The following is a 24,492-nucleotide window of genomic DNA, read 5'->3' on the forward strand; positions in this document are numbered from 1 at the left end:
TTGCGAGCGAGAGCGAAGCAATCTTGTTTTTTTGACCATTATTACTAATATGCTTTTTAACATCTCTGAAGTCCTTAAAAATGCATCAGCAAAGCTCCAATCTGCAGGGATAAGTTCAGCAAGACTCGACAGCGAACTTATCCTTTGCAAGGTTCTTCATGCAGAAAGGATTTATTTATACAGCAACCCTGAGAAAATACTTTCTGAAAAAGAGCTGGAAGAGTTCCAATCACTTCTTGTTCAAAGGCTGCAGAGAAAACCCATCCAATACATTACGGGCAAGCAGGAATTCTGGTCAAGAGACTTTGTTTTAAATGATGAAGTCCTTGTTCCCAGGCCCGAGACAGAAATCCTGATAGAAACCATAGTCGTTGATGCTGAAAAACTTTTCTTAAACGCAGAGAGCGAAGGGCGGTCTTTGCGAATCCTTGATGTGGGAACCGGTTCAGGGATAATAGCAATTACCATTAAGAATATACTGAGGTCTGCTCACGTAGTTGCCACCGATATTTCCTATGGCGCATTGAAAATTGCAAAACTCAATTCATCAATTAATGTGCAAAGAGATAATCTTTACGGTAATATCCTCTTTGTTGAAGCGGATATTTTCCAGGCTTTCAGCGACAGTCTTGTTGAAAAGAGGAAGGCATTTGATATAATCGTTGCCAATCCTCCATATATATCTTCCGTTGAGATTGACAGGCTTGAACCGGAAGTATCTGAATGGGAACCGAGGGTTGCTCTTGATGGAGGAGATGGAGGAACGGAGATAATTGAGAAGATAATCAGGTCTGCGTGGGAATATTTAATGCCCGGCGGGATGCTTCTGATTGAAACAGGTGAGAGCCAGAAAGAAGAGCTTATTAAAATAATAGATTCCTGCGGAAAGTATATTTCAACAAAATTTATTAATGATTATTCCGGCAAAGAAAGGGCATTGGAGACGTGGAAAAAATCGTAGTGACCGGCGGCAAGAAGTTGAACGGTGAAGTGCTTATAAGCGGGGCAAAGAACTCAGCCCTTCCTGCTATGGCAGCCTCATTGCTTACCAGAGGCAAATCAGTCATAAGAAACGTTCCACATCTTAGGGACATTGAAACATTCAGGCTTTTGCTTCAGCATCTTGGCGCAAAGGTAAAATGGACTGATACAAACACCATCGAGATTGATACATCTGCTGTAAACTGCTTTGATGCGCCTTATGATCTTGTAAGGACTATGAGGGCATCAGTTCTGGTCCTCGGTCCTCTGCTTGCAAAATACGGGAAAACCAAAGTATCGCTTCCGGGAGGGTGCGCGATAGGAGCAAGGCCCATCAATTTTCACCTTCATGGCATGGAACAGCTTGGAGGGAAAATCAAACTTGAGAACGGGTATGTTGATGCGACAGCAGGACGACTTGCCGGCGCCCATATCGCCTTTGACATGCCGACTGTTACGGGGACAGAAAATGTGCTTATGGCTTCCGCTCTTGCTAAGGGGAAGACAGTCATAGAAAATGCAGCATGCGAGCCGGAGATAGGTGACCTTGCAGGAATGCTGAGGCAAATGGGAGCGAAAATAAGCGGGGAAGGGACCGAGAGAATTGAAGTGACCGGAAGAGCGAAATTAAAACCCCTGGAATGGGATGTGATCCCGGACAGGATTGAGACAGGGACATTTCTTGTTGCCGCAGCTATAACAGGCGGTGAAGTCACTGTCAGAAAATGCGTACCGAATCATATCACGGCTCTTCTCAATAAACTCAGGGAATCAGGTGCAAATGTTACAGAAGGAGAAGATTGGATAACTCTCAAGAATGGCGGAGGGTTAAAATCTGTTGACATTAAAACTTCACCATATCCGGGATTTGCAACGGACATGCAGGCGCAATTCATGGCGTTGATGTCATTGGCAGAGGGTGTAAGCGTTATTACAGAGACAGTCTTTGAGAACAGGTTCATGCATGTCGGCGAGCTTCTCCGCATGGGTGCTGATATAACTATTAACGGGAATACTGCTGTTGTAAGGGGAGTGAAAAGCCTTAAAGGTGCTCCGGTAATGGCGACAGATTTAAGAGCAAGTGCAAGCCTCATAATAGCCGGGCTTGCAGCAAAAGGAGACACGCTTGTTCAACGTATTTATCATATTGACCGCGGTTATGAGAAAATAGAAAAAAAGTTTGAGGGTCTTGGTGCCCGTATAAAAAGAATATCATAAGGGGATTCCGGTGAAGACAATCAGATCAGGTTCAAGGGAATTCGACGCATTTATAAAAGCATTGAAATCCAGGAAATACAAAGAGGATAAAAAGATTGAACAGAGCGTGAGCCGGATTATTGCTGATGTGAGGAAAAACGGCGACAAGGCTGTGATCAAATATACGCGGGCTTTTGATAAAGTCATAATCAAAAAATCTTCAGACCTTCTCGTAACTAAAGATGAGATAAAAGAAGCTGTAAGCAGAATTCCTGCTGATGATATAAGAAACTTTAAACGAGCGGCAGTGCGTATAAAGGCTTTCCACATGAGAGAACTTCGTTCCGGATGGATTTATGAAGAAAAAGACGGCACTATTACGGGACAAAAAATCACATCTCTTGCTGTTGTTGGAATATATGTTCCGGGAGGAAAGGCAGCCTATCCTTCATCAGTTCTTATGAATGCAATACCTGCAAAGGTTGCGGGCGTTGAAAAAATTATAATGTGTACTCCTCCGTCAAAAGACGGAATGAATCCTTATGTGCTTGCAGCGGCAGACATTGCCGGTGTTGACGAGATTTACAGGGCAGGAGGAGCGCAGGCTGTAGCTGCTATGGCTTATGGTACTGATATGATTCCGGCAGTGGATAAAATTGTGGGTCCGGGAAATATCTTTGTTGCCACTGCAAAGAAACAGGTCTTCGGGGCTGTGGGAATAGACATGATTGCAGGCCCGACAGAGATTGTGATTGTCGCTGATGAAAGTGCGGACTCAGATTTTATCGCCTGGGACATGATATCGCAGGCTGAGCATGACGAGAATGCTTCGGCGACCTGCATAACAACATCTTCAAGGATTGCAAAGGAAGTTCATAAATCATTGGAGAAAAGATTAAAGGGATTTGCAAGGCGGGAGATTGCATCGAAATCACTCGAAAGATTTGGCGCAGTTATTACAGTTCCATCAATTGAGGAAGCTCTGAAAGTTGCAAATACAATCGCTCCTGAGCATCTTGAACTTATGGTGAAAGACCCTGTAAAAGTTTCCTCAATGGTCGAGAATGCGGGGGCAATGTTTCTCGGGTCCTATTCTCCAGAGCCTATAGGGGATTATGTGGCTGGTCCAAATCATGTCCTTCCAACCGGCGGCACAGCGCGTTTTTCATCACCGCTTTCAGTTGATGATTTTACAAAAAAGACAAGCATCATCTATCTCGGGAAAAAAGCATTCGATAACCTTTCAGGCACAGCCATCGCTATCGCGGAGACCGAAGGTCTTGTAGGCCATGCAATGTCGGTGAAGGTGAGGATTGATAAATGAAACGATTATCTTTATAAGATGTTTTGAGAAATAATATTAATTTGCAAACAGTCAAACTTTTTTTCTTTTCATAATAGAGTAAAAATATTATTATAAAATATTAAGTGGATTTTTTTTGAATAGATCAAAAAGTTAAGGAGGGTTTGAAATAATGAGAACTTCTATTAAAAAAATAAACCCTGAAGATTATCTATTGTCTGTTCTTTCGCCTGAAGAAAGACTCGATGCAGCTTTTAACATTGCCAAAGAGGCATTTAAGAAAACTAAACTTACCATGAAAGATATAGAACAGTCGGTAAAAGTAATACGGAGAAAAATTTACGCAAAGAAGTAAAGTCGTTATAGATACTTGTGTTCTCATTTCTGCATTTGCCTTTGGCGGTGTACCTGAAAAGGCAGTTAAAAAAATATTGAATAGTTCTGAGATTTATGTGTCTCCTGAGTTGTTAATAGAATATCGAGGAGTTCCCTTGTCTCTTGAAGCAGAAGGGAAGATTGATCGTAAACAGTTTCGAGCGCTTATTTCTGGAATTGCTGCAATTGTTTCGAAAGCTAAAATTGTCCACCCGGTTAAAAGGATTTCTATATGCAGAGATCCGGAAGATAATATGTTGCTTGAATGTTGTAAAACTGCTGGTGCTGATTATTTAATTACAGGGGATAATGATTTGCTTGATATAGCCGGATTAGTATTTGATTTTGGGATAGTCACTCCTGGGGAGTTTATCAAAACCAAATGAAAAACCTTCGCAAAATATTTGAGAAATCTAAGAGCATAAATTCTGTCGAAAATCTAAACACTTTTTTGCTTAGAACTATAAAAGTGTCGTATTTTTAGACATAATTGCAAAAACCAACATTCTTAACATCTCTATATCTTGCTGATAATCAATAAGTTATTTACTGTTCTGTAAAATGGCATTTATATTGCATTAATTAGAAAACTCTTTTTAGTTGACAAAATAATATATTTACTTTTACCTGACGTAGTCTTTAATAAACCTTGTTACCGGGGGTAATGGGTTGGGGGTATTTCAGAATAATAAACATTCGAAATATAATTTTATAATCCCCCTTCTGTTTTTTCTTCTTCTGTCATCTCTTTTTCTGACTTCGCAACTTTCCTTTGCAGTAGAACAACCCACACTATCTTTGGGTGTTTCTCAGCTTGATTTAAAAGATAACAAGCTATCCGTTGATGCCAAGGATGCCTATGTAAAAGACCTGCTCAAGTCTATCTCAGCAAAATCAGGGATTGATATCGAGGTTGATGAGAGTATTACGGATAAGATTACTATAAAGTTTGAAGGGCTTTCCCTTGAAGAGGGGATTCAGAAGATTGCCGGGAACTGGGTGATTGCGTTTGCAAAGGATGATAAGGATAATTTTGTAATTAAGAAGGTAAGTGTTTTTGTCAAGAAGAACGGCGGAGGAAGTGCACGTTCAGACGAGCAGAATAAACAGCCACCCGTCCAAGAGGCAAAACGAAGAGATATCTCTGCAAGTAAACCTTCTTCCAATATCTCAAAAGTACAAGATTCTTCAAAGCTTGAAGCGAGGACATATAAAAACCTTTCAACTGGAAGGGAAATAAAATATGTTTCAGATCAGCTTCTTCTCAGGTTCAAAAAAGATGTTCCACAGAAAGAGATAGATTCTTTCATAAAAGATAGAGGTGCATCTGTAATTAAAAGCATCAAGAAACTTAATTACTATATCCTTAAGCTTGCCGACGGTGAAGACCCTCTTGTAGTATCTGAGAACTTTAAAAAGCATAATATCATAGAAGTTTCTGAGCCTAACTATATTGCCAGGATAATGGCAGTTCCCAATGACACATATTATCCAAAACAGTGGGCGTTGCAGAAGATTGGGGCAGAAAAAGCCTGGGATATTACAACGGGAAGGCCTGATGTTATTGTTGCAGTTATAGACACAGGAGTTGAGCTTACACATCCTGACTTAAAAGCCAATCTCATTGCAGGGTATGATTTTGCAAATGATGACAAAGACCCTTCAGATGATAACGGTCACGGCACTGCTGTTGCAGGCATAATAGGAGCAGTAGGTAATAATAAGGAAGGAGTGTCTGGAGTATCCTGGAACAGCAGTCTTATGCCTCTTAAGGTTATAAGCGCTTCCGGCGAGGGGACATATTCAGATACTGCCGAGGCAATAATTTATGCTGCGGATAACAAGGCAAGAGTGATTAATCTCTCTCTCGGAGGCTACGGATATTCCCAGCTGCTTAATGACGCAGTAGATTATGCTTATTCCAGTAATTGTGTTCTCATTGCTGCGGCGGGAAATGAAGGGACAGATGAACCACTGTATCCGGCAGCATATCCGAATGTCATAGGAGTTGCGGCAACAGACCAATCAGACAAAGCTTGGAGTTTATCTAATCATGGCGACTATATTAAGCTTTCAGCCCCCGGTGTTGATATTTTCAGTACAAATGAAGAACAATCTTACGGGAGTTTCAATGGTACATCTCTATCATCTGCAATTGTTTCAGGAACCGCTGCGTTAACATTATCGAAGAATATTAATTTATCGAATGTTCAGGTTGCGGAGATTCTTAGTGACAGCTCTATGGACCTTGGTGAAAAGGGCTATGACGATATCTATGGTTCAGGTCGCCTTGATATTGAAAAAGCGATGACTGCTGCAAGTATTGAAGTACATGATGTAGCGATAATACAAGCAATCATTGAACCGGCAGTCATTAACGTTGGTGAGCAAGCATATATAGTTTTAACAGTAAAAAACTTGGGTAATTTCATTGAGAAGAATCTGAATGTCAATATCTCCCAGAACGGAAAACCCTTAGGAGAAGAGAAAAAAATAGCACAGTTGAATCCTAACGAAAGCATCACCTTTAAGACCGAATGGATACCTGATACTTCATCTCAAGGGGCATTTTACAAAATACTTTGCCAAGTGAGTCAGGTTGAAAGTGAGCAGAATATTTCAAATAACTCCCGAACAATTCGGAGCAATATATTAATTGAAGATAATAAGGTTTCAATAAAATATTCAATCGGTCCATTAGATAATTCGCCTATGCACGAACTGCTTGCTTATGAAGCATACAATAAATTTAAAGATGTTAACTTTAGTCAGGAAATGAAAACCGAATTTGACAAATTCTTAAAGAAGAATGGCACCGACTATAAGCACAAGTATACTGATTATGATGATTCAGATAACCTTAAAGATGGGGCACACCCTGAAATTGGTAACTATTTATTAGAAGGTGCCCAAGAAGAGGACCTTTATAATCCCGTAGATGGAACTGGATACTATAGTGGGACGTATGTAATTAATTCTGGTCCAGATTGGTGGCATGCAGACATATTTTATAATCATTTTTGGGAAGTTGATAAAAATGGAGATGATACAGGATATGACAATCACAAAAATGCAGGACATAAAGCATTAAAATACTGGAAAGATTACGTGGTAAAATATTATAAAAACAACGAACCAGATTTTGCATATTATTATCTTGGAAGAATGGTTCATCTTTTGGCAGATATGAGTGTGCCAGCTCATACACACAACGATGGGCATAATAGTTCTGAGACTTTAGTTGGTGATGATAGTTATGAGGAGTATTTCAAAAATAGTTCTGACAATATTCAAAATTATATTGAAAGTTTAACAAATCAAACAATCGCAGACTATAAAAATCGCCTTAGTGCACCTGGAACTGATGCATATAAAAAAGACGAACGTTATTTAAAAAATTTATTTTACGAGTTAGCACAATATAGTCAGTATTTTGATAGCGATGACGTAAGCGGCAATAATACAGACATAAACGGAAATAATTTAGATGGTAGTTTTTCATTTGAGATTTCATCTCAAAATGGTTCAAAAAGATGGGCGGGATATATAAAACTAAAAAATGTTGGTTTTAAATCTGAGACTGTAACTCTTTATAAAGGATCATATGACAAAACAGGAATAAAATTAAATTTGGGTAGTGATTATGCAACAAGCCCATCGAGATGTAAAATATTATTTAGTTCTTCTATAATTAACCAAATGAAAGAAGGATACTTTTTCAGAGTAGAATACAAAAGCCAATTGGATTCTCCTAAATCAGAGGACATTTATGAGGTACAAATAACACATAATTGGGGTGATATATCTGATTCCGATGTAAAAGAAAACTATCACAAGGTAATACCAAAGGCAATTAGCCATATAGGCGCACTTTACAAACTCTTCTGGGATACGACTCATATTATCCCATATTTTTCAGCACCATCTGAAGGAAGTACTATTTCAAGTCAATACACTTTAACTGCTTCTACAACAGGAATAGCTGACAGCGTTAAGTTTTATTATAGAAATCCTTCTAATGGCAATTATGATTTTATAGGTAATGGAACTAATGACGGCACTAATAATTGGAGTACAAAATTTGATACCAAGAGCTATGGATTGGGATTAACTAACAAACAGCAAATATGGCTTAAGGTTAAAGGGGAAAATGCAGAAGGCTTTAGTGACGAAAAAGAAATTTATGTTTACGTTGACAACACTACCACATCATCCCATGTTCCTGTTTTAAAAGTTTCGCCAGAGAATATATCTGTTACTGCGACCTATAATATGGAAAATCCAGATCCACAATTCATATCAATTACGAACGACGGAGCAGGAAGTTTATCTTGGACTGCAACGAAAGATCAAAGTTGGATTATATTATCAAAAGCATCTGGAACCGCGCCATATACATTACAGGTTGATATTGATGCATCAGGCCAATCAATTGGAACACATAACGGAAATATAACAATAAAAGAAATAGGTGCGAATGGTTCATCAAAACCTATTCCAGTTACTTTGATTGTTGGTAAGGATAATACAACATCTGATACTATAATAAATACGAAAGGCGATGCATGGGTTACAGCTGGAGGGACTACACAGAATCATGGTACAGATACGACGTTAAAAGTTGGAGAGTATAGAGATTGCATTGCTTTTATTCAATTTGATGACCTTAATAAAAAAATAGCTGGGAAATCTATTCTTAAAGCTGAATTGAAGGTTTACCTGAAGACATTTGTTGTAAGCAATATTAGTAGTAGCAGTACAATAGAAATAGAAGCGAGATCAGCTGATCAAGGATGGAAAGAAGATACTATAACTTATGATAATAAGCCTTCAACGCACAGTATTTGTAATAAACCTTTGTCGTCTTCTGATGAGGGGGCGTGGATTTCATTTGATGTTACTTCTAAAATGGAGGATTGGAAACAATATAGCTATGACTGTGGAATAGCATTACAGCAATATAATTTAAATGCTAATTATGTGCTTTTTTCAAGTGAAGAAGGAAGTTATGCACCATACTTGCAGATCCAATTCTGTGATGGCAATCCTGATTTAAAGCCTGATTCACCTTCCTTAAATACTGATAATAATTCTGCACCTCCTTTTTATGAAGGGCAGAATGCAAAATGGAAAACACGAATTAATAATATTGGTGCTGGTTGTGCAGATGATAACAAGATAGCATTTTATATAGGAAACGATTCAGCAGATTTTAGTAAGAAGCTTGGCGAAAAAGGGCTAATAATTCTGGGCACCGGGAAGGCGACTTCAAAATCTTATGATTACACATTTATTAAAGAAGACATTGGGAAAACTAAGTATTTCATTGCTAAAGTTGACAGTGTTAGTGAATCTCATGAAGCAAGAGACAATAATGTTAGTTACTATGGGCCTTTTGAAGTCAAAGCGCTTGCCTCAATAAAAGCTGACCAGCAAAACGTATCTTTTTCTGCGGCAGAGGGTTCAAAAAATCCGGGGTCACAATATTTGACTGTAACAGTTACGGGGGATGATTCCATACACTGGACCGCATCCACAACCGGCAACAGCCCCAGTCCATGGCTAACTATTAAACCTCAAGAAAGTACCGGTTCAGGATCAATCCAGATGACTGTTGATATTACTGGATTAACTCAACAGGGTAGTCCATATAATGATACAGTCAATATATCTGCTACAGTAAATGGCAGTCCTGCACAAATATCTGTTACTGTCACATTAAATATTACCCAAGAAACAAGCAAACCATCAGGCTACGTTAGCCTAAATGATAATGATGAATATACGAACAGTTCTTCGGTTAAAGTAAAATTATCAGCCTATGATAATATAGGGATTACAGGTTATTTTATCTCTAATGCTTCATCTGTTCCGAGTTTAGATAATCCGGGATGGAATACAGTCACTTCATCAAAATCTTTTAATGATACAATAAGCAATTACTCATTAAGTGGAGATGGCACGACAAAGAATGTATATGTATGGTTTAGAGATCTCGCAGGCAACATATCAGATACATGTACAGATTCTATAAAAATAGATAATGTTGCTCCTGCAATCAACATATCTTCCCCAAAATCAGGGTATGAAAGTTCTAAAACTCCTATCACCATTTCCGGGACTGCTTCTGATAGCGGAGGTTCAGGGTTAAAATCAATTAGTATAAACACTGGTGCGTCAAATACAGGGTCATTATCAAATTGGACATTCTCCGCTGATTTACAGGAAGACTCAAATAATATTACAGTAACAGCAGAAGACATAGCAGGGAATGTTTCAACTGCAACAATTTCTGTAAGCTTTATACCGTCCGGTCCAAGAATAATAAATAAGTCGCCCGCTTCAGGTGAAGCCGAAGTTGATATATCAAGGAATGTTGAGATAACTTTTTCTGAAGATATGAATGCTTCGACAATAACAAAATTAAATCTCTTTATTGCAGGAGTCGAGTCTGCTGTGACTTATACAAGTTCAACAAGAGTTGCTGTTATTAACCCAAACAAAGACTTCTCATACGACACTTCTTATTCAGTTAATGTTACTTCAGGGGTTAAATCTGCAAAGAGTGAGCAGTTTAGCGGAAGCGTGTGGACTTTTACTACCGCTGTTAACCCATGCAAAGCTTTGATTACGATCTCTCCGGATAGCCAAGCGTTTAAGTACAAGAAAGAAACAGGGACAATTGTTGTAACGGCGACTTATGGTTGTGATTGGTCTGTAGTGAGCGATGCAGAATGGATAACTATAAGTTTGGACAATAAAGCCGGAAGTGGAAATGGAAATATAAATTATGAGGTAGTTACTAACACCAATACGACTGGACGAACCGGCCATATAAATGTTGAAGGGAAGGTTGTCACTATAACTCAAAAAGGTTATTCAGTTTCTGATGACGCTGGGGCAATAAATGTTACGAATAATATTGATAAGGCATCATTTACTATCGACGGACCTGATGGCCCATTTACCGGCAAAGGAACTTCATGGTCTGTTTCTGATGTTACTGTAGGTGACTATACTATAACTTACAACAAAGTTTCTGGATATACTAAGCCTTCACCTCAAACAAAAACTCTTACAAAAAGTGGATCTCTTGGTGAGTGGAGCATAACTAAGAATATAACATCACATTATCTGTATGGTCATGCAGCTGTCGCTTACAACAGCTATATCTTTGTTTTAGGTGGATATTCTAATGATGGCAAATATAATAATGAAATTTCCACCGCAACAGTTAATGCCGATGGAACATTAGGAGACTGGACGTCTTTAAGTGATTCTGTTTTACCGTATGCACCACAAGCGCATGCAGCTGTAATGAACGATGGATATATTTTTGTTTTAGGTGGAACTTATGGCGGGGCAAGTACCTGTGACTATGTTTATTCTGCAAAAGTAAACACATCAAATATAATAGAGGGTTGGAATCCTACAACATCTCTACCTAAAGGGGTGCGTAATCACGTAGTAATAGTGAATGACGGATATATTTTTCTGATAGGAGGATATTCAGACGGCACCCAAAATGACACTGCTGTCTACTCGGCCCCAATTTATTCCAATGGTACAATTGGCGATTGGACAAACAAAAATATTCCTCCTTTACCAAAACCATTAAGTAGCCATGCGGCTGTAGTGAGCAACGGATATGTATTTGTAATAGGTGGTGAATCAGATAGTTATCAATCAAAAGTTTATTCAGCTAAAATTAACAACAATGGCACGTTAGGTGACTGGGACACAGTTAACATTCCTTCATTACCTTCCCCTTTAACAGCACATAAGGCAGTGGCGAACAATGGATATATTTTTGTCATGGGCGGCTGGACAGGGAGTATGTATAATAAAAATGTTTTTGCTGCCAAGGTTAATTTAGATGGAACATTGAGTGAGTGGAAAACTTTAACCAGTGAATTCCCCTCAGGATTTGCAAACGCAGCGGTTGTTGAAAGCAATGGATATATTTTTAAATTAGGCGGATATGCAGGAGAATACGATTATAATAATTATTCTGCGCCAATAAGTGGCATTATAAATTTCAATGGGAACTACATTTATAAGACAGAAACATTTACCATAAATGCGACTGTAGGTGAAGGTGGCTCTATATCACCATCCGGGGATACAATTATTGAGAAAGGTGAATCGCAGGAATACGCAATTTCACCCTTAACCGGCTACAAAATAAAAGAAGTAAGAGTTGGCGGCAACCCTGTGCAATTAACAAATAACAAATACACATTTAATGACGTTTCCGCGAATTACTCAATAGATGCAAGTTTTGAATCTATTCAGAATATCATTACTGCGACTGCTGGTACAGGAGGTTCAATATCTCCGTTAGGAGAGATTTCTGTAGATTACGGTAATGATCTGGAATTCACAATTAACACTCTTGAAGGTTATCATGTAAAAGAAGTGAAGGTAGATGGTGGACCGGTTGAATTAATTGATAACAAGTATACCGTCAGTTATGTCACCGCACCGCATACGATAGATGCTATATTTGAAATAGATAAACATATTATTAAGGCAACTGCCGGAGTCGGCGGTTCAATATCTCCTTCAGGGGAGATTCCGATAGATTACGGAAATAATAAGGAATTTACGATTACCTCACTTGAAGGTTATCATGTAAAAGAAGTGAAGGTAGATGGCGGCCCAGTTGAATTAGCTAATAACAAATATACCTTCAATTATGTCACATTAGAGCATACTATTGATGCCGTGTTTGAGAAGAATACTGATGAACGGCCTGATTTACAGATATTAAATATCAGCTTTAATAATTCAACTTGTATGGGAAGCTTTGAGAACATATCCATCACTGTGCTAAATGACAAAACAAACTGCGTTGCAGATGCAGCATCTTTTGATGTTACGGTATATCTATCAAAGGACAACAAGAAAGATTTAACCGACTATACTCTTAAAGTATTTCACGTGACCGCCCTTTCAGCTGGCTCAAGCAAATTCCTGTCAGACCAGGCAATAATCCCATCTGGTGAATATCATTATCTTATCGTTTTTGCCGACAGCGGCAGTGCAATTATCGAATGTGATGAAGATAACAATCTAGAAGTTATCCCGTTAACAATATCTAATCCGCAGCTTGAGCACTTTACTATACCAACAACGTCAGGCAGTTTTGTTACATTCTGGGGGGATTTGAGGTCATACAGCAGTGATTACGCAGAAATTGGGGATGAGATGGCGGTGTTTGATGAGAAGAATCCCCTATTATTGTTGGGTGCTGGCACGGTTTGTTCTGAGGGAAAATATTCTGTCAAAGTTTATGGTGACAATCCAAGTACGCTTTCTGTTGATGAAGGGGCAGAGCAGGGCGATATGCTGTCATTTGTTTACTGGGATAAGAGTGAGAATAATGAGTATTGTTTAGATAGCGGAGAGACAACTACAAAATGGACTTCCGCTAATGATGTATGGAATGTTGATATGGAGGCTTTGGCAGATATTATCAATCCAGATTTTGATCATGAGGTTATTACTGAAACTATGACTGTTAACTTCTGGGATAATTCTGTTCCGGAGCATGATTCCTGCCTGTGGGATTTTGGTGATTATAGTGAACCGAGCGAAGATATGAATCCTTCTCACGAATATGCGAGTCATGGAGTTTATACGGTTACTATGACTGCTTTTAATGATTGCGGTGGTGCCACTATTGAGAAGCAATTAATCGTAGGGGGATGTGAACGGCCGCAGATAAGTTCAATTGATAAAACTCAGGGATACGCATACGAGGAAGTTGTAATAAGCGGGCAGTGTTTTGGGTCTGAACAGGGGAAGGTCTATTTCACCAAGAGCGGAAAATCTTCTGAATGTAATGTATTGAACTGGACTGACACAGAAATATCAATTGAGGTGCCATGGTTAAAGTATGGAAATTATAATGTTTCTGTAGAAGATGAAAGTGGGAACCCGTCTGTTGAAACAATAAAATATTACATCAAGAAGAGCTTATCAAAGATTACAACAGTTCCAAGCAAGGCTAAACAAGGACAGGTTGTTTCAATAAGCGGACAGAACTTTGGCAGAGATGAAGATGCCGACAGCAAACGTTCACTCTATCTTGGCGGAAAAAAGATTGTCTGGAAATCCTGGAACAATGACGTGATTACATTTAAAGTCCCCACTGGAACATCAATAGGCAAGAAAGATATTTACATTAAGACAATTTACGGAACGAGCAACAGTAAGAAGATAAATATTTTGAAGAAAAAATAGCTTGATTGTTTTTATGTTATTGCTTATGAGCTTGAGCAGGATAGAAACAATCAAATGAAAAACCTTCGCAAAATATTTGAGAAGTCAAAGACCATAGCAGTTTACGGGATGTCTAAGAACCCTGACAAACCGGCGCAGCTTGTCCCTGCTTATTTCGTATCGCAGGACTACAATGTGGTTCCAATCAATCCTTCAGCAGATGAGATCATTGGCATTAAATGCCATAAGAACCTAAGTGACATATCTGAGCGGATAGACATCCTTGATGTTTTCCGTCCCTCTGAGGAAGCAGTTGAAGTTGTGAAAGAAGCTATAGAAAGAAGAAAGATAAAAGGCGACATAGACGTCATCTGGCTGCAGGAAGGCATCGTAAGCGATACCGCCCGCGAACTCGCAGAAAAAGAAGGCATTATCTTTATACAGGACAAATGCCTGTACAAAGAATACGTAAAGGTCTTCCCCGAAAGAGATTAATCAGGCAATCAATTATGCCTCTGCCTTCTTTGGACTCTTTGCAACCTGCATTACCATCCACACGACAATTCCTACACCTATCACAAAAAGAATAAGGAAAATTATAAGCGGGCTCCATTGAATGTTCACCTTTTCTCCAGTTACATCAAGATATGCTGATAATTCCTTGTTCTGAACAATCTGGCGGCTTATGGCATTTAAGGCGAGCACAATAAACTGTGCAAGACCGATTGCCAATGCCTTCCCCTTTGTCAGTGATTTGCGGAATAGTAAAATCAAAATGAAAGGTATTCCGGGTGCAACGGCAGTTAAAGCTGTGAGTATAAAAAAGTTACCTCCAAGCTGGTGAGCTCTGACAGCCGGATTAATGGCGCCGAAAAAATACCATGAGCCTGCTGCGGCAAACCATAAAATCCCGACAAGATACATTTTAAGCGCAAAATCAGATGTCCATTTTTTGTAATTATCTTTTTCGCTTCCCGCGAAAAAGCCGCTATCAATTATTACGTAGGCTGCCGTTGTCGTAATGGCAAGTCCGAACATCATGAGCCAGCGTGGTATAAGGACAGGGTCACCGATGTTTAGAGCAGTTCCAAGAGATGCCCCGCCAATGCTGTTAGCTTTCCACAGCGCTTCCCATGCCCCGATGTTTGTCATTAGACTGAAGCTGTTTGCAAAAAGAAACCCGATGAGCATGAAGGAAATTGCGGAAACCCAGCCTACCGCATATTTTATTCCGGTCATGGTTCCGCTTCGAAGCCCCACAACATAATAATAGACTCCGTAATATGCCGCTGTGAGCAGTATAAAAATACTGAACCAGGGCCATGCCATAAGTATTGTAGCAGGGTAGAAGACCTTGTAATAAGCGACCTGTGTGAAGAGAAGCGGGACTATACCGAAATTTACGCCAATTGAAATTATAACCGGCATTGCATTAAGAACGCGGTCACTTAGTCGTTTACCGTTTTCTCCTCCAAACTTTCTAAGGAGGAGCATGGTTATAATCCCTGCATACCATATATTCATCGGTACCATGTGGAGTGTGAAACCGAGTACCTTGAAGAAAACAATAAACCAGTAAGGTGCGGGAAACCCAAGTGCATTGTCAGGTGCAAGAAGTGTCATAGTCATCATCGTCTATCTCCTAATTCTCACGGGGCAAGCCCTGAGGAAATGGTTTTGCAATTGATTGAATGTAATCTGTAAGCAACATTGCTTCTTCATCTGTACCGGCAAAGGGAGGCATGAAAAAGTGCGCCTGATCAAGATGCCTTAAAAGGGTTAATGTCATTTCAGGTGTCCAGCCGCGTGTAACTTGTCCAACAGCAGAATAACCATCGCCTGCTGCATGGCAGTCGTTACAGTGGTACTGGAAAAGGACTTCTCCGATTTTTATCCTTTCGCTTTGGGGAAGATTCAAAAGCTCTGCTTCGTTTATTTGTCCTTCAGGATTGAGCGCAGAAGGGTAATAGCTTGCAATAAAAGCTTTTGTCCATACTCCTCCTTCGAGATAGCCATTCTTCTTCAAGCTCGGTATCTCAGATGGAAGAATCTGATTGCTGAGAACGACATCATAGACAACAAAAGGTTTGCGTACTGCTTCCCTTATGAACTCTCCTGTTCCTGTTGCAGCGAGACCGAAAGTGAAAAGCAAGATAGCAAATCCGGGTGTTATCCACCCCGGGTTTCTGAATGGCCCCAGATAAAGCATAATGAACACAACTATGGTCAGGAGGAATATGAGTACCATGAGCACATTTAAAACGCTTGCTGCTGCAAGCGCTGCCTTAGCTGATTCAGGAAGTGCAGCAAACCACCAGAGTCCTCCAACTGTTACAAGTATGGCGCCAAGAAGACCCGGCTTTGTGGAGCGCGTGCTTATTAGCCCCTGCAGACTCTTATCCTTTAGGCGAAATGCAGCATGCATGTAGACATAAAGCGATGCCAGAAGAAGTGAACCTCCGGTTCGTGCAATTGTCTGCGGCAGAAACTGCGGATTAAGGAACGCAGACCAGAAGGACTGGTCTGCCGGCCAGTTTCCCGGGTGAAGCATAAAGGCTGTGATACCTGTTATAAGAACAAGGCTTATCCATGCAGAGATTCCATAAATCCACCCGATTGTCTGGTGGGTTTTTGAGCTAAGTCTGTCCCAGTAATAATAAAAGATGAATGCCGAAGCGATCTCAAGAACAAAGAAAACATATTCCATTGCCCAGCCGAATACGAATATGTGAATCAATGCTTCCGTAGCAAGGGGAGAAGCAAGGCCGATTGTCCACCATATTCCTACACCGGTTATGGAGCCGTAAACAGCTGTTATAAGAATGAAGAACCATGCATGATCTTTTAAATAACTTAAATAAGCCCGGTTCCCGGTTTTGTAGGCGTATTGAGTCTCGGCTGCAAGAAACAAACCTCCTCCTACCGCATACATGGAAACAAAAACATGAAACACAGAAACACCTGCAATCAGCATCGGGGATGTTAGAAAGGGAACATACCACCAGGGATAATGCATTTTCTCTTCCTCCAGTTTATAATTTAATTGATTAACATACTTCTCAATAATGCCATGCGAATATTATAGATAGGAATATTCTATACAGCCCTTGCAAATTTGTTGCCAATTTGAACCATGAATATTTGTATTTTAAAACAGATAGTTAGGAGGAAGGGGTATTGGGAGCCAGTTTTTTTGTTTCATTTAAGAAAATATTGTTAAAAATAAGAAACATTAAATAAGATAAGATGACAAATAGATAATGATAGGAACACAAAAAAAAGTTCCCTGTACAGAGGTGCAGGGAACTTTTTTAGGGATGGTGCGTTATAGCTATTTTACAGTAATTTTATTCGATACGACTGTGTTGTTATTCTCAGACATCTCTTCAATTGAAGAAGCGCTGTCGCAGACAGCTTTCAGATAGTATTTTCCGGGTTTCAGATTCTTCGCCGGTTTCCATTTCAAAACAACGGTCTTGCTTTTGTTTGCTGATATGCTTCCAATTGATTTGGTTGCAAGCAGAGTATCATTATCCATATCCGCATCAGAATTATTGGAAGAAAGGTAGAAGCTTACTTTTGATGCTGCTGCGGCAGTCCCGATGTTCTTTACAACAGCACGAACTTTTGAGGTTATTTTACGTTTCACTTTTGATGATACCTTGATGGAGCCGGCTTTTAGGTCAGGCAGATCTGTCTGCTCAGTAGTCTGCGCATAAAGACCTGTCCCTGTTCCTACCAGCAGGTCGTCCCAGTAAAGGACGTTAATGTCAGTGCCAACAGGATATTCATAGCCTAGCACCCATGATGCCCCGTCATAATAGTAAATATCTTCTCCGACAGCAATATAAGGAGTTTCATTGTCAGATGAGTCTTTTCCTATTGTTACAGCAGTTGCGCTCCTGTTGAGCGGCAGTCCGTCAGTGTTCATCATCTTCCATGTTGTTGTTCCTACTGCCATGACATAAATCCGTGGTTCATTGGTGCTGTTGCCTCCGGCTGCATAGACATCGCCGTTCGAATTTATTGCAAGGCTGTTGGCTCCGAAGTTTGTGATGTTTGTTTCTGTTTCAGATGAAACCATATCATTACTGAAGGTTGAAATCCCGCTTGGGACATCGTAGTTAATAGTCTTTACTCCATAAGAGGAAGTGACACCGTCGTTCACATATTCGCACCCTGCATATATGGTTGTGGTGATACCGCTGTCACTGACAATGAGCAGATCTTTGACTTCAGCGTTATATACTCCTGTGTCAACCATCGCCCATGAAGGATCCACCGAGCTTGCATCCTGAGTTATAAGTATGCCTCCCTTTACTCCGCTTGAAGAAGAATTGATGCCTACAACGACAACATCCGGATTGTCAGGATGAATGGCAACACTTGCGACGCGGCTGTTGTAATTAAATGTTCCGCTGTAAGCCGTTTCTTCAGTAGAAAAGATCATGCTCCAGGTAGAGCCGGCATCAGAAGTTCTATAAAGCCGCACATTACCGGCATATGCTGTTCCTCCCGACGTGTCACTTTTATCCATTGCAATGGAATAATATGGCGAGCCGTCATTGTTGGGAAAAAAGGTCGTCCATGTCGGAGAAGAAGCATTATAATCTTTGACCTGTCTGATTCCTGCTTTTGAAGCAAGCCATCCGATGGTCTTGTCGCTATTCATATCAAAATCATTTACCTGAACTGCTTCAACGCCATCATCTATTTCGATGAGATCAACGCCACTGTTAATTGAAGCACCGATTCCCAGGTCAGTGGTAAGATAGATTACATTACTGTTATTAGGGTCAGCAAAAACAGCACCGTCATTTGAATGCGTCTCACTTGTTCCACCGTTAGGCATTGCATGCCAGCTTCCGTCTTCTCCTTTGTTTGTGTTCACGGCTGAGCCGAAATACACGTAATAAGCATCAGCCGTTCCGCCCGCGGCAATATTACTTCCGGATGTTCCGCCAATACCTGTAAAGACAGAATGCCATGTAGCACCATGATCATCTGTGTAAGCAATGAATTTTGTCTGTGCGGGCTCGACAGATTCCTGTGCACCGACAAATATCCTCCCGTCAGGACCTATGCCGAATGCCCTGTAATCCCTTTCACTCCCAAGATCAACAACCGGCAGCATTGAAAATGTACTCCCTGAAGTCAACGAGCTATACGTTTCTGATGACTCATATATTTTGGGGGATGTGCCGGGCTGAAATATATAGACTAAACTGGTGGCCGGATTTACGAGCAACCGCACACCTGCAGGGGCGCCGCCGCTGCCGACATCAATGGGACTTGAAACGCTTTCGGTGAAGGTCCCGTTTCCTGCTATGGACCCGAAATGGAGCTTGATGTTTCCCTCCATTACGAGATAGAAAAGCATGCTGTTGTAAACAGTTACAGACTGGGCATTGCTGTCAACTATCGTATTGATTGTCCCTGCTGTGGTTGAACAGCTTAGAAGCTTCCCATCATTGATTGAAAAAAGATATCCCGAGTTTCCATCGGCTGCGAAGGAAGTAATACTTTTCCCATAACCGTCATCACTGTCCATGTCAGGCACAGGCTGAAATGCACTGTACGTAGGTGTTATCACTGAATGGTCGACATCGGCATAGAACATAGAATTTGCGCTTTCTGTAGAAATGAAAATTCTTGTAGTTGTAGAGCTTATTGGTGCTGCATCAATCCAGTTTATCCTTCCACCATATACCTTCTGTGTAACGGGAGATGTCAGTCCGCTGCCATGAACTGTTGATGAAATGCATAATGAGATAAAAATAAATAAAATGGAAAACAATAAGGAAAATCTTTGAATTCTCTGCTGAAGTATAAGCATAGGATTACCTCCCGGGTTAAGGTTGGCTTATAGGCGGACTCTTTGTCGTCATATGAATTTTTAAATGTTAATTAAACTTAAAGCTCTGCTATTGTGTTGAGGCTTTAAACCTTGAATAGTGATAAACTAATAGAATAAAATAATAATAATTTTATATGCACAAAACGGAGAGCGTAATTACTGTTATAAAGTTTAACCATGCAAGCCAGTTTAAACTAAGGAGAATAAAAAGGTGAATGTCAGGAAAATTTCTTTTATAACAGATGATGATGTTTACCTTTTTAAGGAAGGCAATCATTTCAAACTTTATGAAAAGCTTGGTGCACGCATTTGCATAGATGACGGGACTCCCGGGACTTATTTTGCAGTCTGGGCGCCAAATGCATCTACAGTTTCTGTAACCGGAGATTTCAATGGATGGAATAACAAATCGCACAGGCTTTATTCAAGGTCTGACAGCTCCGGTATATGGGAAGGTTTTATTCCGGGTATCGGTAAAGGCGATATTTACAAGTATCACATAAAATCCCATTACCATAATTACAGAGTCAGTAAGGCAGACCCTTTTGCATTACTTTATGAAACTCCTCCTAAAACCGCTTCAGTAATATGGGACTTAAATTATAAATGGGATGATGCAGAATGGATGGGAAAAAGGCATGCTGCCAATTCAATCCATGCTCCCATGTCTATTTATGAAATTCACATCGGCTCATGGCGCAAGGTGCCAGAAGATGGAAACCGTCCTCTCACATATCGTGAAATGGCGGATTATCTTCCCGATTACGTCAGCTCTATGGGATTCACACATGTTGAATTTCTTCCCGTAACAGAGCATCCGTTTTACGGCTCATGGGGTTATCAGTCTTTAGGCTATTTTGCACCAACAAGCAGATACGGGACCCCTCAGGATTTTATGTATCTTATCGACTCTCTTCACAAACATAACATTGGAGTTATCTTTGACTGGGTGCCTTCGCATTTCCCCGGAGATGAACATGGGCTTTCTTATTTTGACGGGACTCATCTTTATGAACATTCCGACCCAAAACAGGGTTTTCATCCTGACTGGAAAAGTTACATATTCAACCATGATAGATACGAGGTTCGCGCATTTCTTGTGAGCAGTGCTATTTTCTGGTTTGATAAATTCCATATTGACGGGCTCAGAGTGGATGCGGTTGCCTCAATGCTTTATCTAGATTATTCGAGAGAAAATGGGGAATGGGTGCCTAACCATTATGGCGGAAGGGAAAACCTCGGGGCAATTTATTTTTTACGCCGGTTGAATGAAGCTGTTTACTCCGATTACCCTGATGTCCAGATGATAGCTGAAGAATCCAGCGCATGGCCTATGGTGTCAAGACCTACATATGTCGGGGGTCTTGGGTTTGGCATGAAATGGAATATGGGATGGATGCACGATACGCTCGAGTATTTTACAAAAGACCCAATCCACAGAAAGCACCATCATAATCAGCTTACTTTCAGCATTTGGTATGCATTCTTTGAAAATTTTCTTTTACCCCTTTCTCATGATGAGGTTGTTTTCGGGAAGGGCTCTCTCATAGGAAAAATGCCGGGTGATTACTGGCAGAAGTTTGCAAACCTCCGCCTCCTCTTTGGCTATATGTACGGCCACTCAGGGAAAAAGCTTCTCTTTATGGGCGGTGAGTTTGCCCAGTGGAGCGAGTGGTATCATGAGACAAGCCTGGACTGGAATCTTCTTGAATATGAAAAACATCAGCAGATACAAAGATGGGTGCAGGATTTAAACCGTTTATACAGGGCTGAACCTGCGATGTATGAACTTGATGCAGATCGGGAGGGTTTTGAATGGGTGGATTTCAGCGACTGGGAAGGGAGCATAATAAGTTTCATCAGGAAGGGCAGGACTGTAAATGACCTGGTGCTTGTGATCTGTAATTTTACTCCTGTAACACGGACAGGATATAAAATCGGAGTTCCAAGGGAAGGGTTTTGGAAAGAGGTACTTAACAGCGACAGCTCGGAGTACGGAGGAAGCAATAACGGGAATTCAGGCGGTGTCAATGCCGGTAAAGATAGTTCATACGGGCATGGTTTTTCGGTCTCTTTGACGATTCCGCCGCTTGCTGTGATTTTCATGAAACATTCCGGATAAAACATGAACCGCTATATCTGCATACATGGCCATTTTTATCAGCCTCCAAGGGAAAATCCCTGGCTTGACGAAGTGGAGAAACAGGAGTCCGCTCATCCATTCCATGACTGGAACGCAAGAATAACAGCCGAGTGCTATGCTCCAAACACAGCCTCCCGCATAGTTAATGAAAAAGAGAAGATAATAGACATGGTGAACAACTATGCGAAAATCAGCTTTAACTTCGGACCGACTCTTCTTACATGGATGGAAAGAAATAATCCTGAGATTTACAGTGCGATAATTGAAGCTGACATCCTTAGCAGGACCTTCTATTCAGGACATGGCTCAGCCATAGCACAGACCTATAACCATATGATTCTGCCTCTTGCAAACACCAGGGATAAACGGACGCAGGTTATTTGGGGTATCAGGGATTTTGAATACCGTTTTGGAAGAAAACCTGAGGGGATGTGGCTGGCAGAAACAGCAGTAGATCTTGAAAGCCTCGATATTATGGCTGAGCAGGGGATTATATTCACCATATTGTCCCCGCGTCAGGCAAAGCAGGTCAGAAGGATTGGAGATGAAAAATGGCGTGATGTAAGCGGGGGAAGCATCGACCCCAGGATGCCTTATGTATGCAGGCTCCCTTCGGGAAGAAACATGAATATCTTTTTCTACAGTGGACAAATAGCACAGGAAGTTGCCTTCGGGGGACTGCTTAATAATGGTGAAGGGTTTGCAAAAAGGCTTTGCTCCGTATTTTCTGAACATAACCATACACCTGAGATGTCACATGTTGCTACTGATGGGGAATCATATGGTCATCATCACCGTTTCGGGGATATGGCTCTAGCTTATTGTCTTCGTTACATTGAGTCGCACAATCTGGCTAAGATTACTGTCTACGGGGAATTTTTGGAAATAAACCCTCCTAACCATGAGGTCGAGATATACGAGAATTCTTCGTGGAGCTGTGCTCATGGTGTTGAACGCTGGAAAAGCAACTGCGGATGTAACACGGGGATGCACAGCAAATGGAACCAGGCATGGCGGGCGCCTCTCAGGGAATCTCTCGACTGGCTGAGAAACAAGATAATACCGGTATACGAAACAGGAATTTCCAAATACCTTGAGTCCGCATCTGCTGCCCGTGATGACTATATCTGGGTAATATTGAATCGCAGTGAAGACAATGTGGAGAATTTTTTCAAAAGGCATGCAAGAAAAAAACTCAAAGATAATGAAAAATCAATAGTTCTCAAACTGCTTGAGATGGAAAGACATTCCATGCTCATGTACACAAGCTGCGGGTGGTTTTTTGATGAAGTGTCAGGGATTGAAACCGTCCAGATCATCCAATATGCAGACCGCGCTATGCAGCTTGCCGAGAGCATTTCAGGCGCATCATTGGAATCACTTTTCGCGAAGAAACTTTCGCATGTCCCGAGCAATATAGTCAAATACGGGAATGCAAAACATGTTTATGGAAATTTCGTAAAGACAGCTCGCGTCGATCTTTTAAGGGTAGCTGCACACTATACAATAACGTCACTATTTGAGGACTATCCTGAAGAAGCAAAAATATACTGCTACAATGTTACATCGAAGACAAATGATAAACTTAATAAAGGCAAGCTGAAATATGCAGCCGGACAGGCTCTGCTGCAATGTGAAATCACCTGGGATAAGAGCGAGATAAGTTTTGCTGTTGTGCATCCCGGAGACCATAATCTTCTTTGCGGAATAAGCACGGATATGACAGCAAATGAGTATATCGAAATCTGCAGTAAGGTAAGAGCTGCTTTTGACAGCGGGAACATAATAAAAGTCCTGAATCTCATTGACAGCAATTTTGGCCTGCAAACCTATTCGCTGAAGCATCTCTTTAAAGACAAACAGCAGGCTGTCTTGCAGCAGATAATGGAAGACACTGAAGAAGAGATTGATGATTATTACCATCAGATATTTGAATATTATTCTCCCATAGTCCACTATCTGAGAAAAAGCAGGATGGAACTGCCAAAAGGTATCTATACTGCAGTAGAACATGTTTTAAACTGTAAGCTGAAGAAAGTTCTTGAGAGCAAAATGCCGGACATTGAAGATCTTAAAAACGCTATCTCAGAAATAGAGCAGCTTGATCTTGAGATTGAGGGCACAACATTAAGTTTCGCTGCAAACATGAAAATAAGCGAACTCATGGGAAAATTATCAAAGGACGCAGAAAATATCAGCTTAATGGAGAATATAGAAGAAGTAATAAAATTGCTGAATGGACTTCCGCTTATACTTGATCTCTGGAAAGCGCAGAACATTTGCTTTAAGATATGGAGACAGAAATCAGGAGAGATGAAAAACAGGGCGGAAAAGAATGACAGGAAAGCAACTGTCTGGATAACGCGTTTTAAAAGCCTCGGAGATTACCTTGATGTAAATATAGAATAG

12 protein-coding genes are annotated in these 24,492 nt (G+C 40.6%); 9 read left to right on the forward strand and 3 right to left on the reverse strand.

What is annotated here, in order from left to right; genetic code table 11:
- Nucleotides 1–31: 31 nt before the first annotated feature.
- The 7 genes from prmC to HZA77_08110 all read left to right on the forward strand — a co-directional run bounded on the left by prmC (nt 32) and on the right by HZA77_08110 (nt 14,578).
- Nucleotides 32–961, forward strand: a complete 930-nt coding sequence (gene prmC / locus HZA77_08080; protein MBI5375378.1) for a peptide chain release factor N(5)-glutamine methyltransferase — start codon at nt 32–34, stop codon at nt 959–961.
- A complete protein-coding gene (murA, locus tag HZA77_08085; protein ID MBI5375379.1) occupies nt 946–2,199 on the forward strand; it encodes a UDP-N-acetylglucosamine 1-carboxyvinyltransferase in 1,254 nt (417 codons plus the stop codon). Before prmC ends, murA begins: the two co-directional genes overlap by 16 nt.
- Nucleotides 2,200–2,209: 10 nt before the next feature.
- Nucleotides 2,210–3,502, forward strand: coding sequence for a histidinol dehydrogenase (gene hisD / locus HZA77_08090; GenBank protein ID MBI5375380.1), 1,293 nt, complete (start codon nt 2,210–2,212; stop codon nt 3,500–3,502).
- Nucleotides 3,503–3,653: 151 nt separating this feature from the next.
- Complete coding sequence (locus tag HZA77_08095; protein MBI5375381.1) at nt 3,654–3,836, forward strand: hypothetical protein; 183 nt, start codon at nt 3,654–3,656, stop codon at nt 3,834–3,836.
- 7 nt (nt 3,837–3,843) lie between these two features.
- Nucleotides 3,844–4,242 carry a putative toxin-antitoxin system toxin component, PIN family gene (locus HZA77_08100; GenBank protein ID MBI5375382.1) on the forward strand — a complete coding sequence of 133 codons (399 nt, stop codon included), beginning with the start codon at nt 3,844–3,846 and terminating at the stop codon, nt 4,240–4,242.
- 283 nt (nt 4,243–4,525) lie between these two features.
- Nucleotides 4,526–14,104 carry a S8 family serine peptidase gene (locus HZA77_08105; protein MBI5375383.1) on the forward strand — a complete coding sequence of 3,193 codons (9,579 nt, stop codon included), beginning with the start codon at nt 4,526–4,528 and terminating at the stop codon, nt 14,102–14,104.
- Nucleotides 14,105–14,158: 54 nt separating this feature from the next.
- The gene (locus tag HZA77_08110; GenBank protein MBI5375384.1) at nt 14,159–14,578 is read left to right on the forward strand and encodes a CoA-binding protein; all 420 of its coding nucleotides are present in this window, start codon (nt 14,159–14,161) and stop codon (nt 14,576–14,578) included.
- Between the two features lie 12 nt (nt 14,579–14,590).
- Here HZA77_08110 and HZA77_08115 read toward each other — a convergent pair whose 3' ends face one another.
- From HZA77_08115 to HZA77_08125, 3 genes are all read right to left on the reverse strand, one after another.
- A complete protein-coding gene (locus HZA77_08115; protein ID MBI5375385.1) occupies nt 14,591–15,715 on the reverse strand; it encodes a hypothetical protein in 1,125 nt (374 codons plus the stop codon).
- Nucleotides 15,716–15,725: 10 nt separating this feature from the next.
- Nucleotides 15,726–17,099, reverse strand: coding sequence for a cytochrome ubiquinol oxidase subunit I (locus HZA77_08120; protein ID MBI5375386.1), 1,374 nt, complete (start codon nt 17,097–17,099; stop codon nt 15,726–15,728).
- A 315-nt stretch (nt 17,100–17,414) separates the two neighbouring features.
- A complete protein-coding gene (locus HZA77_08125) occupies nt 17,415–19,919 on the reverse strand; it encodes a hypothetical protein (GenBank protein MBI5375387.1) in 2,505 nt (834 codons plus the stop codon).
- A gap of 232 nt (nt 19,920–20,151) precedes the next feature.
- On the opposite strand from HZA77_08125, the gene glgB reads away from it, so the two are divergent.
- Nucleotides 20,152–22,062: a 1,4-alpha-glucan branching protein GlgB gene (gene glgB, locus HZA77_08130; GenBank protein MBI5375388.1), complete on the forward strand. Its 1,911-nt coding sequence runs from the start codon at nt 20,152–20,154 to the stop codon at nt 22,060–22,062.
- A gap of 3 nt (nt 22,063–22,065) precedes the next feature.
- Entirely contained in the window at nt 22,066–24,492 is a 2,427-nt protein-coding gene (locus HZA77_08135) for a DUF3536 domain-containing protein (GenBank protein MBI5375389.1), read from the forward strand.

Source organism: Candidatus Schekmanbacteria bacterium, assembly GCA_016219965.1.
Classification (GTDB): domain Bacteria; phylum Schekmanbacteria; class GWA2-38-11; order GWA2-38-11; family J061; genus JACRJM01.

Bases quoted from the DNA above. Each gene is read 5' to 3' on its own strand.
- HZA77_08120 (MBI5375386.1), bottom strand. From the start codon at position 17,099: ATGCATTATCCCTGGTGGTATGTTCCCTTTCTAACATCCCCGATGCTG.
- HZA77_08115 (MBI5375385.1), bottom strand. From the start codon at position 15,715: ATGATGACTATGACACTTCTTGCACCTGACAATGCACTTGGGTTTCCC.
- HZA77_08135 (MBI5375389.1), top strand. From the start codon at position 22,066: ATGAACCGCTATATCTGCATACATGGCCATTTTTATCAGCCTCCAAGG.
- HZA77_08110 (MBI5375384.1), top strand. From the start codon at position 14,159: ATGAAAAACCTTCGCAAAATATTTGAGAAGTCAAAGACCATAGCAGTT.
- HZA77_08095 (MBI5375381.1), top strand. From the start codon at position 3,654: ATGAGAACTTCTATTAAAAAAATAAACCCTGAAGATTATCTATTGTCT.
- HZA77_08125 (MBI5375387.1), bottom strand. From the start codon at position 19,919: ATGCTTATACTTCAGCAGAGAATTCAAAGATTTTCCTTATTGTTTTCC.